Below are 14,547 nucleotides of genomic sequence, written 5' to 3' on the forward strand. Positions count from 1 at the left end.
GACTCTTTTAAACTAAGCTTATTCTTTAGCCTTTAAGCTCGCAATAAATTCAGCTAATTGCTTCGCTTCTTCGTCTGTACCGTGGAATTGACCAGGTGGCATTCCGCCGCGACCATTATGGATAATATCTTCAACTTCTTCAGCCGTTAGTGTATTACCAACTAATTTTGGAGCAGCTGGGCCACCTTTTAAGTCAGCCGCATGACAGCCAATACAAGATTTAGCTTGTTCACCAGTGTCACCATTCCAAATTTTAAATCCTGGAAGTGATTCATCAACTTCAACTTCAGCTACAATTGCGCCCATAGCTTTTTGAGCTTCCCAGTCATGGTTAACAACTGACTCCCATGTTAAGTAGAACATAGCAGCCAAAGCTAATAACATAAACGCTGTAGGTAACGGACGTTTAGATGGACGGCGTTCTGGGCCTTTATCTAAAAATGGCATTAATAATAGCGCACCAAATGCAAGACCTGGTATTACAATAGTCCCAATAACATTATATGGACCAGAAGCAAATGAGTACTTTAATAATTGATACAAGAATAAGAAGTACCAGTCCGGTAATGGCGTGTATGCTCTTGTAGGATCAGCTGGCCCTTCAAGTGGTGATGGATGAGCAACTGTTAATAATAAATAACCAATTAAAAATACCGCACCAACCATCCATTCTTTTAGTAAGAAGTTCGGCCAGAAAGCTTCCGTCTTACCTGGATATTCGGAATAATCCTTTGGAACGTTCGGCATTCTGTGACTCGCTTTAATACGTGAATCACCAACAAATTTCATTCCTTTTCCGCGATGCATTATGTCCCCTCCTTTAAAAAATCATCGAACCGTCAAGAACTATTACAACGGCCCTGAAATTCCTTGACGACGAATCATGATAAAGTGTGCTGCAAGTAACCCAAACAATACTGCAGGTAAGAAGAATACATGAATCGCAAAGAATCGTGTTAACGTTTGAGCTCCAAGAATAGTTGAGTCACCCGCTAATAAGATTTTAATATACTCACCGATAAACGGTACAGATGCAGCAATTTGGATACCTACTTTTGTTGCGAATAATGCTTTCATATCCCATGGTAATAAGTATCCTGTAAAACCAAGACCCATCATTACACCAAAAATACCTACACCAACCATCCAGTTTAATTCACGAGGTTTCTTATAAGAACCTGTAAAGAATACACGAAGAGTATGTAAGAACATCATTACGATTACTAATGAAGCTCCCCAGTGGTGCATACCGCGTACGATTTCACCAAATGCTACTTCGTTTTGTAAATAATAAACTGATTTCCAAGCATTCACTACGTCTGGCACATAGTACATTGTTAAGAACATACCAGATAGTATTTGAATTACTGTGATAAAGAACGTTAATCCTCCGAAACAGTAAACGAATGCTGAAAAATGATGTGCAGGGTTTACGTGCTCTGGCACTTCGTGGTCGGCTATATCACGCCAAATAGGTGTAATATCTAAGCGTTCATCGACCCAATCATAAATTTTATTTAGCACTGTTTTGTACCCCCTTACTTAACTAGAGTATTTGCTTTAGTTGGACCAAGCGATAAGTAACCGTCTTCTTCTTTAACTTCATATTCATCCAATGGACCTAAAGGCGGTGTTCCCGGTACGTTTTTACCATTTTTCTCGTAACGTCCAGCGTGACAACCACAGAAGAATTGATCTGGGTGTGCTGAATCTTCTCCAAAGTTCACCATACATCCTAAATGTTTACAAACAGGTGATAATGCAACGATTTGATCGCCATCTTTGTAAACCCAAGCTACGTTTGTTACTTCTGATTTGTACCATGCGTCAACTTGTTCAAATTTTAAGTCAACTTTAACAGGTTTGTCAGTAATATCAGCGATTTTGTGCTCTGTCTTTACAAAATTCCCACCATCATGCTTTTGTAATACTGGGTCAATTGCAAAGCGAACCATCGGCATCAGCATACCTGCCGCCATAAAGCCACCTACACCAGTTAGTGTATAGCTTAGGAATTGACGACGTGAAACTCGATTATTACTCATTTTTTTCCCCCCTCTAACTTAAAGGTCAGTCCAACGGACATACTTTTACAAATAGTAATACTAGGACATATCTATGATATATCAAGTCCATAGCTTGGTCAATATAGCATTCTGTGGAAAGCTGGAGAATGTGAACATTTATTGAAACAAATTGTTAAATCTGTGCCCATTTGGTCGAAAGTATCGGAATCACTTGTCGCAATTGATCTTCGAGAATAGAGTTTTTCACACCTTTATCCATACTTTCTAACGGAATCGCTGGTAACCAAATAACATTAACTTCATCTCCAATATTTGTCCAAAAATGGTCACAAGTAATGAAGAACACATGCTTAAAACCAGCATTATGTAATTGTGCCTCTAATTGCTTTGGCATTTCTTTGTCTTTTAAGATTACACTGTACGAAAATGGTGGCATCAGTAGTAGACGACCTTTAAATTGTTGTTCGACAAAAGATGTGAGCGATAACAAAAAATTTGCTTCTGAACCACTCTGTTTCATTTTTTCAGAAGTTAAATCGACGGATACGAGTGGAACAATTGCTGTATCAATAAATTCCTTCTGTGCCATAAACGATGTCACATCGTTTGCATTAAAATACATCCAACAAACCTCCCAATATACATAAATTAATTTCGCCTTGGCGAAATTATTGTTGCTGTCGCTTCGCTTTCGCACAGATAAATTGCCACAGGACGTGTTGTTCTTAGACTGTGTCCTCTATCTTCAGTAGGTGTTTGTCACATCCACTGAATGCAGAAAAAAATGCCCTTCTCCACTCTTCAAAAGGATAACCAATAAAAAGCGAAAACAATCATTCACTAGTTATGTTACCATATCGAGGTGGATAAAGGACATTCAATTTTTAACTCTGTCTAACGTAAATTAGCTGTTTCCTTTAATGCTTGTAACAAATTAGACAATTCATAAAAGCGCTCTTCATCTCCTTGATCGAGAGCCTCATCAATCTGTGCGAGTAATTTTTCTTCTTGGAATACGAGTAAGCTGTTGGAAAGCAGCTCTTCTGCCAGTAAACGATCTTTTTCACTGACAATCAGTGCTTCCGGCATATAAGGGTTTTCTTCAAGAACTGCTAAGTATTGTGCACTTGGTGGTACATTTGGAAAATTCAATTGTATATACATATCTTCTTGTTCATGTAAGCGTAAATCATGGAAAGATTTCTCAGCATCTGCTGTCATTACATTGCCTTTGTAAAAACGAAATGGCACACCCGTTGAGTCAACGGTTGACATTACCATCGCTCTAGGACAATAGTGAGCTTCTTCAACAAATCGAATTCGTTTTAATAACTCATCATTACTTAATAAGTAATTCAAAATCCATACACATTCACGACGTTTCAATTGATAATTTTTTAAGAACCATCTAACAAATGCTTTTTTATCGACAACTGATACAGAAGCAGTCATACCCACTCCCTCCTTTACTCTAATTCTAAGGTTTCTAACTTCTCTTGCCACTCGAGTTCACCCGGTTGAATAGTTATTAATTGACCGAGTACTTCTTTAGCTTCTGAACGTTTCCCTTCCTCTAATAAGAAGTAAACGTATTTTTCTAAAAATGCTGCGTCTTCCTTAAAATCATTATATGCCAAATGGTAAAATTCGTATGCACGGTCGTACAATTCTAAATTTTCATATGCATCCGCAGCAAATGGGTATAATGTGCTCCATTCAAAATCATTTTGTTGCAACGTTTCAAATAATTCTATTACATCCTCATAACGCTCTTGTTGTGCCAACACAGAGGTTAATGCTAATACTGCCTCCATGTATTCAGGATCTAACGCAATGGCTTCACGTAGATGCTGTTCGCCCTCAGCTGGCAAACCAGTTTTTAAAGCCATTTTACCAGCGAATAAATATAAGGATTTATCGTATTCGTCACGTGTTAATCCTTCCATAATGGCAGCGTATGCTTTTTTATTGTCCTCAATCATAGCATAGCTTTCGGCTAGCAATAAATAGGCAGAAAAATAATCCGGATCCAATTCTTTTAATTCCTCTAATTGTTTAATGGCCATTTCAAATTTTTGTGATTGGAAAGCAGAATATGCTGCACCAAATAAAATATCTGGCTTTATTTCACCCTCAAGTGCCATTAAATAGTAATCTAAAGCTGTTTCATAGGCAGCCCCTGCACGATACACCTCAGCAAGTCGTTCAACAAGACTTACTCCTGCAAAATCAACTTGTTGTTCATTCAATTCCTCATACAGTCTCGCAGCCTCTAAAAAACGACCAGTTTCAAACAATAGTTCTGCTTTAGCAAATTGTAATAATGGTTCCTCCGGTAATATAGCTAGCGCCTCATTGATGCGCATTTCTGCTACTTCAAATAATCCTTGCATTTGATAATAATCCGCTAATACTAATAATGCCTGAGGATATTCTGGAGTGGTCTCCTCTATTTCTAATAAAAAATCTAACGCTTCATCTTCATCGCCAAGTTCCATTAAAACATTTGCACGATCAATTTTTAACTGTGCCTCTTCTGGGAATAAAAATTGTAAATGCTCCAGTACACGGTCTGCTTCCTTCATATACCCATACTGCATAAAAATTTCAGCCAGCTCATAAATTTCCTCAGGTAACTCCTTCATTAAAAATGATTCAAGTAGCTGTTCTATTAATGCTAAGTCCCCTTGTTCAAGTGCTTGCATCATTTCAGTCATCGCATTGTTCACAGTCTTCACCTATTCTTTCATTGATACCTTTATGCTACAAGACATTTTCTACCGAAACAAGTAAAAAAACTCCCCAAAAGGCTTGGAGAGTCTAGCATTAGCTTTTACTTTACTTTACTACCTCTATATGCTCGAAAAATGGTGGATAAGAAACTGCAATACATTCGGCATCATCTAAAGTTACTGCCCCATCTGTTATAAGTGCTGCAACGGCGCCCATCATTCCTATACGATGATCACCATAGGTTTTAAGACTAGCGCCTTGTAATGGCGTTGGCCCTTCAATAATCATTCCATCTTCGGTTGCTTCAATATTAGCACCTAGTTTTTTCAATTCATCCACTACAGCCGTTATCCGATCAGTTTCCTTCACTTTTAACTCCTCGGCATCCTTAATAATAGTTTTTCCATGTGCCTGCGTTGCTAATAAAGCAAGGATCGGGATTTCATCGATAAGTCGAGGAATAATATCTCCCTCAATTGTAGTTCCTTTTAATGCTGACGTTTCAATTGTAATTGTTGCTGTCGGCTCTGATTGGCTATCTTCGTTCGGCATAAGTGTCATAGCTGCTCCCATATTTTGAAGCACTTCAATGATACCATCTCTTGTTGGGTTCATTCCGACATTTTTTAGCATTATTTTACTACCTTCACAAATAGCTCCTGCAACTAAGAAAAAGGCAGCAGATGAAATATCACCCGGAACAGAAACATGCGTCCCTGTTAGAGTTTGCCCTCCTTGTATTGAAATAACACCATCCACCTCATCAACTTTTGCTCCAAATTGACGAAGCATTCTCTCCGTATGATCTCTAGATATTTCAGTTTCTCGAACAATTGTAGTACCTTCTGCACGTAAGCCTGCAAGTAAAATAGCAGACTTCACCTGTGCACTCGCAACAGGCATGTGATAATCTATAGCCCGTAATGTTGTACCTTGAATGGCTAGTGGCGTATATTGTCCATTTGCTCTTCCAGTAATATGGGCTCCCATTTGACGTAATGGATCAATAACACGGCGCATTGGTCGTTTTCCAATAGACGCATCCCCTGTCATCACTGTGTGCACATTAGAACCAGCTAAAATCCCAAGCATTAAACGCGTTGTCGTACCAGAGTTTCCTGTGTATAGTACCTCTGAGGGCTCTTGCCACCCGTCTATACCTGGACTGTCGATGGATACATTTGTTCCTTCCACGTCAATTTTTACACCGAGCTTTCGGAAGCAGTCGATTGTACTTAAACAATCCTCACCTAATAAAAAGCCGTCAACTGTCGTTTTCCCCTTGGCAATAGCCCCAAACATAACAGAACGGTGAGAAACAGATTTGTCACCAGGAATCGTTAAAGTCCCTTGTAAGGAAGGTTTATCATATTGTAATACTTTTTCACTCATCTTTTCTTCCCTCCAATATGAAGATAGAAAGCGCCGTAATTTCCGACGCTTTCTTTTAAACAGACATTTCCAATATAGATCGTCTATGAAATATAAGTTTCATAGTTAGCACGCTTTTGTATACATGCCGCTGCACGTTCACGGTCACTTTCGCTTTGCAAGCTAATAACAAGGATCCCGAAAACATCTTCACGTGACTCTACGATACGTAAATTGGTAATACTAATCGCTTCGTCTGCAAGCAATCCTGTCACCTCGGAAATAACCCCCGGATAGTCAGGAACATCAACATATAAGTCAAATGATGTAAACATAGCTCCTGCACTTATCGGTAATTCATCCCTTAGCTCCTTGGCAACCGCAAAATAGCTTTCAATGTCAGCTGAACCACCATTTAATAGCAGCTCCTTAACACGAGTCATTTCCTTTTCCCAGCATTCTAGTTGCGCAATAAGCTCATCACGATTTTGCAATGTAATATCTCGCCATAAAATTGGATTGGACGAGGCAATACGCGTTACATCGCGGAAGCCACCTGCAGCAAGTGAACGTGTCATCGGATATTCCCCATTTTCTCCGCCCAACTGATGTACAAGAGAAGCAGCAACGACATGTGGAAAATGACTAACTACAGCTGTCATATGATCATGCTCACGAGCAGATACACTTACAACTTTTGCATGTGTAAATTTTAAAAGACTTTCAAGCTGTGCCATATTGACAATTTCTTCACCAGCGAGTGGCGTTAGCATATAATACGCATTTTCAAAAAGGTGGGCCTTCGCAGCTAATACACCACTTTTATGAGAGCCTGCCATTGGATGCCCACCAATAAAAGTAATACCTAACTCACGTAATTCCCCGGCCTTTTGCATAATCGTTTTTTTTGTACTACCTGTATCTGTTACGATTACTTTATTTTTTAACGGCCATGTTTTTAATTGTTCCATCCATTCAAGTGTTGCGTTGACAGGAGTTCCAAAAATAATGACATCTATGTCGGCTGCAACTTTTTTCGGATCTGTCACAATATCATGAACAATATTTAACGTTTTCGCATGTTCACGTGTTTTTGCATCCATATCATAGCCTATTATTTTTGTTTCAGGTGCCTTTTGTAATGCCAAGGCAATTGAGCCTCCAATTAGACCAAGCCCGATAACGAGCACATTCCGTGTCATGCAAAAACCCCTTGCTCTTTTAGGACGTTTTCAAGGTGACCTAACAACGCTTCATTTTGAGCCTCTGTTCCGATGGTCACACGGATAAACCCAGGTAATCCTAACGCTTTTCCACTACGGATTATAAAGCCTCGCTTCATAAGCTCATTGAAAACAACATCACTATCAGTATTCGTATCAAAGAAAATAAAGTTCGTATCAGAAGGGAAGTATTTTAAATTATATTTTTCACAGAATTCAATATATTGTTTTTTACCTTTTTCATTTGCTTCACGGCAAGCTTTTATAAATTCTTGGTCACTTATAGCAATTGTCGCAACTGCTTGACTTAAAATTGTATTATTAAATGGCGATCTTACTGGATCCAGCTTAGCAATTACTCCTGGTTGCCCTATTGCATAACCAACTCGGAAAGAAGCAAGACCATATGCTTTTGAGAATGTACGCAATAATAGTACATTTGGATACTCGTCGATTAATGGTAGAGTATCTTTGTGACCAGGATGCGTTACGTATTCGATATACGCTTCATCTAATACGACTAGTACATCACTTGGTACCTTAGCTAAAAATGCACGTAATTCAACATCAGGAATCACAACGCCCGTTGGATTATTTGGACTACAAACCCAAACAACCGATGTGTTATCATCAATGGCTGCTACCATTGCATCTAAATCATGCGCCCCTTCGATACAAGGAACTTTGCGTACCTCTGCCCCTTCAATTTCAGCATTATGCCAGTATTGAGAGAATGATGGGTCTGCCATGACTGTGTTCACACCAGGATACAACAGTGCACGAGTAATAATTGCAATAATATCGTCAGAGCCGTTACCAAAAAGAAGCTGTGTTTCATTGACACCTAAATGATTTGCAACAGCCGTACGTAAATTTTGTGCATAGCCATCTGGATAGATCGCATGATTTGCTGAATTATTTTGTAAATAAGCTGTTATCTTAGGTGAGCATCCAAATGGGTTTTCATTAGATGCTAATTTTACGACTTCTTGTAAGCCATATTCACGTTGTACTTCTTCAATTGGTTTACCAGGCTTATATGCTTGCATACCGTCCAGTTGTTGTTTCCATTTCATCTCAAACATCTCCTCTAATTATTTAGCTTGGGCTAAATCTGGTCTTAATTTCACTGCATCATTAAGATACAAGTGCTTTACATCTTTTTGTGCTACTTCCACATTCGCATGTATTAATATACGAATGCAAAGTGGCAATGCGTTTGGCACGTCCATTTCATGCGTACACATAACAGGTACATATTGCCACCCGTCCATTAATCGAACTGCACGTGCTGGAAATGCTGACGTAATATCAGGTGTTGTGGATATAAGTATGGAAGCAATATCATCTACCTCTACATTATTTGCTGCTACCACTTCACGCACTAACCTTGCTGTCTCATCCCATACAAGCTCTGCCTTGTCAGATTCAATTGTAATTGCTCCTCTAAGTCCACGAATCATACAAGCACCTCCGCTAATAGCTGTCGGAATTCGGCATCTACTTCTTTGCACTCCGCTAGATCAATTGGTCGCACAAAAGGTTTACCGATTTTTTCCAATAACACAAATTGTAAAATACCATACTCTGCTTTTTTATCTTTCATTAGATACTCTGTTAACTGTTCAAAAGAATACTCTTTCACTGCTCCAAAAGGATAGCCATTTTTTAATGCAAATTGTAAAAACGCTGTAGTGAAATTACGAGTTAACTCACCGTATCGTTCACTTAATAATAAGCAATATACGAGCCCAATCATGACAGCCTCTCCATGCGCTACTTTTCCATAACCAGCAGCCGCTTCAATTGCATGCCCATAAGTATGGCCTAAGTTTAAAAATTTTCGCACGGATTGCTCGGTTTCATCCTCTGCTACAATTTGCGCCTTCACTTCTATACCTTTTTTAAGTTGCTTTGCTAATTCTTCTGTGCTGAAATGAATAACTGTCTCTTCAGCCATTAATTCCTCTAACCATGCTGCATTAGAAATCATCGCATGTTTTATCACTTCTGCTGTTCCCGAACGTACCTCGCGCTCAGGTAAGCTTTCGATAAATACGGTATCATATATTACGCCTTCAGGTTGATAAAACGCACCAATCATATTCTTGCCTAGTGGATGATTAATAGCTGTTTTACCGCCTACCGCCGAGTCATGTGCTAAAATCGTCGTTGGGATTTGAATAAACGGTACCCCACGCATGTAAGTGGCAGCAACAAAGCCTGTTAAATCACCTACAGCACCTCCACCGAATGCAAAAATAAATGATTTACGTGAGCATTTTTGTTCAAGTAAAAATGTTTGGGCCGCATTGTATTGTTCGAAGGTTTTACATGCCTCACCACCTGGTAAAACAAACACCTCAAAATCATAAGGGAAATTCGCCTTGAAATAATCACCTTGTGCCACCCATACATTAGCATCCGTAAAAACAATGAGTTTATCGGCTTTTTGTAGCTGATCGTCAAATGCTTTTACTGCTTCCGTTAAAAATTTATGCCCAAGGACAACCTCATATTGATGTGATTTCGTCGCTACTGGTACTCGCATAAATTAGAACCCCTTTGTATAACGACGCTGTTCGTCGATTTGAGCTTTTAGTTGAGGTAATTGATCACTATGGAATTGTTCCAATATTGCATTCGCTATTTCCCAGGCAATAACATGCTCTGCAACTACTGATGCTGCCGGTACTGCACAGCTATCCGAGCGCTCTACACTAGCTTTAAATGGTTCTTTCGTTTCAATATCAACACTTTGTAACGGTTTATATAACGTAGGGATTGGTTTCATCACACCACGTACGACAATAGGCATTCCTGTAGACATGCCACCTTCTAAACCACCCAGTCGATTTGTTGCACGAGTGTAGCCTTCTTCCTCTGACCAAATGATTTCATCATGTACTTCAGAGCCTTTACGACGTGCCATTTCAAATCCAATTCCAAATTCAACACCTTTAAACGCATTGATAGATAGCATTGCAGCTGCTAGTTTTGAATCTAGCTTACGATCATAATGAACATATGAACCAACTCCAGCTGGCATTCCTTCAACGATCACTTCAACAACGCCACCAATTGAGTCTCCCGCTTTTTTCGTTTCATCAATCGCTGCTACCATTTTTGCAGAAGCCTCTGGGTCAACACAATAGCAAGGGTCTGCTTCAACAATGGCACGAATTTCATCTGCAGATTTCCCTTCTACTAAGGAAGAATCTGCCTTAATACCAACGATTTCTGTTACATGTGACACAATGGAAATACCTAATTCATTTAATAGTGCCTTTGCAACAGAACCTACTGCTACTCGAACAGTTGTCTCACGTGCTGAAGAACGCTCTAACACATTGCGCAAATCACGGTGTCCGTATTTCATGCCACCTACTAAATCCGCATGCCCTGGACGTGGACGTGAAATTTGGCGTTTGATATCATCAGGATTCACATCTTCTGCCAATGGCTCTGCTCCCATAATTTTTGTCCAGTGCTTCCAGTCATCATTTGTGACTACGAGTGCTACGGGAGAACCAAGTGTCTGTCCGTGACGAACACCAGCAACTATTTCCACTGTATCCGTTTCGATTTGCATCCGACGACCGCGTCCATGTCCTCCTTGGCGACGTTTTAAATCGTGGTTAATTTTTTCTGCTGTAATTGGTAATAGTGATGGTAAGCCCTCAATAATTGTTGTTAGTTGGGGTCCGTGTGACTCTCCCGCTGTTAAGTAACGCATAAACGCTTTCTCCCTTCAACTCGCTAAAGTATGTATTTTTCACTATAACATATATTCTCTAAAAAAACAGTCCTTTTGCAAATGTCATTAAAGTATCGCTTTAAATGTTCGCAAATTTCTAATTGTTCTAGCAACTCTCAATCTTAAATGCGAATATTCTGAACGATTCGGGTAAAAAAACTTTTATCACTAGTAGATAGAAGCATTTAAAAAGGTTTATTTGATTTTAATAAAAATACGCTTTTTGCTTATAACAAGCGAAAAGCGTACGATTATCTATATCTAAACCTTAAAATATGTACATGACATTCGCGTTGTCTACTGTACGATTGCTTTTCTTATATTATTAATTATTTTCGTCTATAGAAGAATGTATCCTCTACTTCAAACTCGTAACGAGATGGATTAAAGATTTGCTCTGTTGATCCAACAAATAAAATCCCATCCTTACGCAATGATTTACTAAAATTCGTATAAATCTGATCCTTTGCCTCTTCAGTAAAGTAAATCATAACATTGCGACAAACAATTAAATCATAATTAGAATCGTATTGATCTTTCAGTAAATTATGTTTCTTAAACGTCACACAGCGTTTAATTTCATCCTTGACTCTATAGAAAGAACCTTCTTGCTCAAAATACTTCGCTTTTATTTCATTTGGCACTTCTGCTAAGGAACGCTCTGGATAGACACCAAGTTTCGCTTTTTGGATTACATTCTCATCTAAATCAGTAGCAATTATTTGAATTTGAGATAATGGTACTAATTGAGATAACACCATAACTAAAGAATAAGGTTCTTCACCAGTTGAACAAGCAGCACTCCAAATTTTTAAACGCTTATTAGATTGCAATAATTTCGGAAATATTTTTTTCTGCAACACTTCCCAACGCTTACCATTTCGATAAAATTCGGAAACATTGATCGTCATACGGTCTAAAAACTCATTCATTAAGTCACGATCTTGTTCAAGTGCCTTTAGAAAGTCTACAAAATTACGATAACCCTTTTTCTCGTAGAGAGATGTTAATCGTCTTTTCATTTGCGCTTCTTTATATAAAGCTAAATCTATTCCTGTTTTGCGCTTTATACCATCTATAAATTGTTCATAATCAGACATACGGTCTTCTTCCCCTCTAGCGTCATATTTCCATTATAGCGGAAAAGTGCCATTCCTGAAATAGTCTTTCACATGTAAACTAAGTTACTTAGTTGACTTGTGTTTTTCCTCTAATAGTAAAACTTTCGAATGTTCTAATTCTAAGCGCATCTTTTCGGTTTCCATCGTGTATGATTCTAGTCTGAGCTTTTCTAGCTCTACTTCCTTTTCGATAGCCTTTAATTTAATTTTTTGCTTTCTTGTGTTTGCATCAGTAAAAATACCTGCTAATGCAATTAATACGCCTCCCAAAATTGCAATCGTTGCAATTTCCAATACGTCCACTTCCTTTCATTACTAATGATTATACGGCAAAATGGAAAAAATAGTTTCATTTTTCTATTCATTCTTGCATTAATTTAACTATAATATTCTCTTTGAAATTCACACATAAAAAATGAAGGTAGTTAGTCACCACCTTCAAAGATTCAGTCTAAACCTCAACTCGATAATCCTTTAGCTCTTCTCTCAATTTTATCTTCATGAATTTTCCTACAGAGGTTTTCGGTACCTCATCTAAAAACACAACATCATCAGGAATCCATGTTTTATGGAATTGTGATCGTAAATCATCTAATAGCTCTGATTTCGTAATAGAATCCTTAAATTCAGGTTTTGGTACAACACATGCAAGAGGTCGTTCAATCCATTTTTCATGCGGAATTGCTATAACTGCGGCCTCAAACACTTTAGGATGTGACATCAAAGCATTTTCAAGTTCCACTGAAGAAATCCATTCTCCACCGCTTTTAATTAAATCCTTTGTACGATCTGTTATTTTTATATAACCATCTTCTGTCATTACCGCAATATCTCCCGTGTAGAGCCAGCCATCTTTGAAGGCTTCTGTAGTTCGCTCATCGTTGTAGTATTCTCCAGCAATCCACGGGCCCTTAATTGTTAGTTCTCCCATTGTTTTGCCATCCCAAGGTACTTCACCATTTTCATTGACCACCCGTGTTTCAATGAGTGGCACCGTTAGCCCCTGTGTAATACGAACATCCATTTTCTCATCGTTTGTATAATCTTGCATATGTGTTAAATACGTCGATACGCTAACAAGTGGCGATGTCTCGGTCATACCAAAGCCCGTCATGTATGGAATCTTAAGCTCCTCCTCAAAGCCACGCACTAGACCGAGCGGTGAGGCGGAACCACCACATACAATCAACCGTATTGAAGACAAATCACGAGGATTTTTGCGTTGCTCCTGTAATACACCAAGCCAAATCGTAGGTACTCCTGCAGTCAACGTGACCTTATATGTTTCAAATAAATCCAGTAGTAACTGTGGTGTAAACATTGGTCCTGGTAGCACCTGTGTAGCACCAAATAATACACCAGCAAACGGAAACCCCCACGCATTCGCATGGAACATTGGTACGACAGGTAGTACTACATCTGCCTCGCTTATACCAACACCCTCGGAGAGTCCCGCTACCATACTATGAAGGACAATACTACGATGAGTATACACTACACCCTTTGGCATTCCTGTAGTCGCACTTGTGTAGCACATTCCAGCAGGTGTATTTTCATCTAGATCCTCTGGAAATTTAAAATCATCATTTGCCGCTGCAAGTAATGCCTCATAAGAAAGAGCATTCGGTAATGGAATGTTTTCTATCACGATATCATCTCCCATTACGATAAAATGCTTTACTGATTTAAGCTGTGAGACGATTGGTGCTATAAGAGGAACTAAATTATCGTCAATTAACAATATTTCATCTTCGGCATGATTAATGACATAAGCAATATGCTCAGGCGATAATCGAATATTAATCATATGCAATACAGCTCCTGCGCACGGAACTGCAAAATATGCTTCTAAATGGCGATGATGGTTCCAAGCAAAAGTACCCACCTTCATACCTCGCTCCATCCCCAGCTTTGTAAGGGCATCTGCTAATTTACGAGTCCGTTTTACATATTCTTTATAAGTAATCTCGTGAATTGTTGTAGGGCTTGTCCGCGAATATATTTTTTTCGCATGGAAAAATCGTTCTGCTCGATCCAAAAAACTAGTTAATAATAAAGGTGTATCCATCATATGCATAATAACGTTCCCCTTTGTTCTTAAATTTTCTTAAATCTCCCAAGTCGGACTACTGATACCAACAAAATATACGAAACAAAATATGTTGAAGAACCTAATCTTTTTTCTCACTATCCGCAAACACCTTTCTACATTCGAGCACCATGAAGGTAATCACAAGAAGATGGTTTTTGCGTTCGTTCATCCACTAAGCTTTGTGCAAGGTCTTGCTTTTTAGTAGGAGTTGCGCCCTTCTGGA

General features: G+C 38.8%; 15 protein-coding genes. All 15 read right to left on the reverse strand.

The genetic code is table 11. The annotated features are described in order from the left end of the window. Nucleotides 1-18 precede the first annotated feature (18 nt). The 15 genes from BFJ97_RS01210 to BFJ97_RS01280 all read right to left on the reverse strand — a co-directional run bounded on the left by BFJ97_RS01210 (nt 19) and on the right by BFJ97_RS01280 (nt 14,309). Entirely contained in the window at nt 19-807 is a 789-nt protein-coding gene (locus BFJ97_RS01210; protein WP_068982831.1) for a menaquinol-cytochrome c reductase cytochrome b/c subunit, read from the reverse strand. Nucleotides 808-849: 42 nt separating this feature from the next. Further along, entirely contained in the window at nt 850-1,524 is a 675-nt protein-coding gene (gene qcrB / locus BFJ97_RS01215) for a menaquinol-cytochrome c reductase cytochrome b subunit (protein WP_068982832.1), read from the reverse strand. Between the two features lie 14 nt (nt 1,525-1,538). Further along, nucleotides 1,539-2,045, reverse strand: a complete 507-nt coding sequence (locus BFJ97_RS01220) for a ubiquinol-cytochrome c reductase iron-sulfur subunit (protein WP_068982833.1) — start codon at nt 2,043-2,045, stop codon at nt 1,539-1,541. A 154-nt stretch (nt 2,046-2,199) separates the two neighbouring features. Continuing rightward, a complete protein-coding gene (locus tag BFJ97_RS01225; RefSeq protein WP_068982834.1) occupies nt 2,200-2,649 on the reverse strand; it encodes a YpiF family protein in 450 nt (149 codons plus the stop codon). Between the two features lie 272 nt (nt 2,650-2,921). Beyond that, complete coding sequence (locus BFJ97_RS01230; protein ID WP_068982835.1) at nt 2,922-3,479, reverse strand: ReoY family proteolytic degradation factor; 558 nt, start codon at nt 3,477-3,479, stop codon at nt 2,922-2,924. A gap of 14 nt (nt 3,480-3,493) precedes the next feature. Next, nucleotides 3,494-4,744 (reverse strand): tetratricopeptide repeat protein, encoded by a 1,251-nt coding sequence (locus BFJ97_RS01235; RefSeq protein WP_068983476.1) that lies wholly within the window; start codon nt 4,742-4,744, stop codon nt 3,494-3,496. A gap of 121 nt (nt 4,745-4,865) precedes the next feature. Further along, nucleotides 4,866-6,152, reverse strand: coding sequence for a 3-phosphoshikimate 1-carboxyvinyltransferase (aroA, locus tag BFJ97_RS01240; RefSeq protein ID WP_068982836.1), 1,287 nt, complete (start codon nt 6,150-6,152; stop codon nt 4,866-4,868). 83 nt (nt 6,153-6,235) lie between these two features. Continuing rightward, nucleotides 6,236-7,333, reverse strand: a complete 1,098-nt coding sequence (locus BFJ97_RS01245) for a prephenate dehydrogenase (protein ID WP_068982837.1) — start codon at nt 7,331-7,333, stop codon at nt 6,236-6,238. Next, nucleotides 7,330-8,430, reverse strand: coding sequence for a histidinol-phosphate transaminase (hisC, locus tag BFJ97_RS01250; protein WP_068982838.1), 1,101 nt, complete (start codon nt 8,428-8,430; stop codon nt 7,330-7,332). The genes BFJ97_RS01245 and hisC overlap by 4 nt, the downstream gene beginning before the upstream one ends. An 18-nt stretch (nt 8,431-8,448) precedes the next feature. Beyond that, nucleotides 8,449-8,817 carry a chorismate mutase gene (aroH, locus tag BFJ97_RS01255; RefSeq protein WP_068982839.1) on the reverse strand — a complete coding sequence of 123 codons (369 nt, stop codon included), beginning with the start codon at nt 8,815-8,817 and terminating at the stop codon, nt 8,449-8,451. After that, nucleotides 8,814-9,905 (reverse strand): 3-dehydroquinate synthase, encoded by a 1,092-nt coding sequence (gene aroB, locus BFJ97_RS01260; protein WP_068982840.1) that lies wholly within the window; start codon nt 9,903-9,905, stop codon nt 8,814-8,816. Before aroB ends, aroH begins: the two co-directional genes overlap by 4 nt. Before the next feature lie 3 nt (nt 9,906-9,908). Then, a complete protein-coding gene (gene aroC / locus BFJ97_RS01265) occupies nt 9,909-11,090 on the reverse strand; it encodes a chorismate synthase (RefSeq protein ID WP_068982841.1) in 1,182 nt (393 codons plus the stop codon). A gap of 350 nt (nt 11,091-11,440) precedes the next feature. After that, nucleotides 11,441-12,211 (reverse strand): CheR family methyltransferase, encoded by a 771-nt coding sequence (locus BFJ97_RS01270; RefSeq protein WP_068982842.1) that lies wholly within the window; start codon nt 12,209-12,211, stop codon nt 11,441-11,443. Between the two features lie 84 nt (nt 12,212-12,295). Next, nucleotides 12,296-12,535, reverse strand: coding sequence for a hypothetical protein (locus BFJ97_RS01275; protein ID WP_368072731.1), 240 nt, complete (start codon nt 12,533-12,535; stop codon nt 12,296-12,298). A gap of 148 nt (nt 12,536-12,683) precedes the next feature. After that, complete coding sequence (locus BFJ97_RS01280) at nt 12,684-14,309, reverse strand: long-chain fatty acid--CoA ligase (protein WP_068982844.1); 1,626 nt, start codon at nt 14,307-14,309, stop codon at nt 12,684-12,686. Nucleotides 14,310-14,547 lie beyond the last annotated feature (238 nt).

Source organism: Lysinibacillus xylanilyticus (genome assembly GCF_001708185.1).
GTDB lineage: Bacteria > Bacillota > Bacilli > Bacillales_A > Planococcaceae > Lysinibacillus > Lysinibacillus xylanilyticus_A.

Bases quoted from the DNA above. Each gene is read 5' to 3' on its own strand.
- aroH (WP_068982839.1), bottom strand. From the start codon at position 8,817: ATGATTCGTGGACTTAGAGGAGCAATTACAATTGAATCTGACAAGGCA.
- aroA (WP_068982836.1), bottom strand. From the start codon at position 6,152: ATGAGTGAAAAAGTATTACAATATGATAAACCTTCCTTACAAGGGACT.
- BFJ97_RS01280 (WP_068982844.1), bottom strand. From the start codon at position 14,309: ATGCATATGATGGATACACCTTTATTATTAACTAGTTTTTTGGATCGA.
- aroB (WP_068982840.1), bottom strand. From the start codon at position 9,905: ATGCGAGTACCAGTAGCGACGAAATCACATCAATATGAGGTTGTCCTT.
- BFJ97_RS01220 (WP_068982833.1), bottom strand. From the start codon at position 2,045: ATGAGTAATAATCGAGTTTCACGTCGTCAATTCCTAAGCTATACACTA.
- BFJ97_RS01245 (WP_068982837.1), bottom strand. From the start codon at position 7,333: ATGACACGGAATGTGCTCGTTATCGGGCTTGGTCTAATTGGAGGCTCA.
- BFJ97_RS01210 (WP_068982831.1), bottom strand. From the start codon at position 807: ATGCATCGCGGAAAAGGAATGAAATTTGTTGGTGATTCACGTATTAAA.
- BFJ97_RS01230 (WP_068982835.1), bottom strand. From the start codon at position 3,479: ATGACTGCTTCTGTATCAGTTGTCGATAAAAAAGCATTTGTTAGATGG.
- BFJ97_RS01235 (WP_068983476.1), bottom strand. From the start codon at position 4,744: ATGACTGAAATGATGCAAGCACTTGAACAAGGGGACTTAGCATTAATA.
- BFJ97_RS01270 (WP_068982842.1), bottom strand. From the start codon at position 12,211: ATGTCTGATTATGAACAATTTATAGATGGTATAAAGCGCAAAACAGGA.
- aroC (WP_068982841.1), bottom strand. From the start codon at position 11,090: ATGCGTTACTTAACAGCGGGAGAGTCACACGGACCCCAACTAACAACA.
- hisC (WP_068982838.1), bottom strand. From the start codon at position 8,430: ATGAAATGGAAACAACAACTGGACGGTATGCAAGCATATAAGCCTGGT.
- BFJ97_RS01225 (WP_068982834.1), bottom strand. From the start codon at position 2,649: ATGTATTTTAATGCAAACGATGTGACATCGTTTATGGCACAGAAGGAA.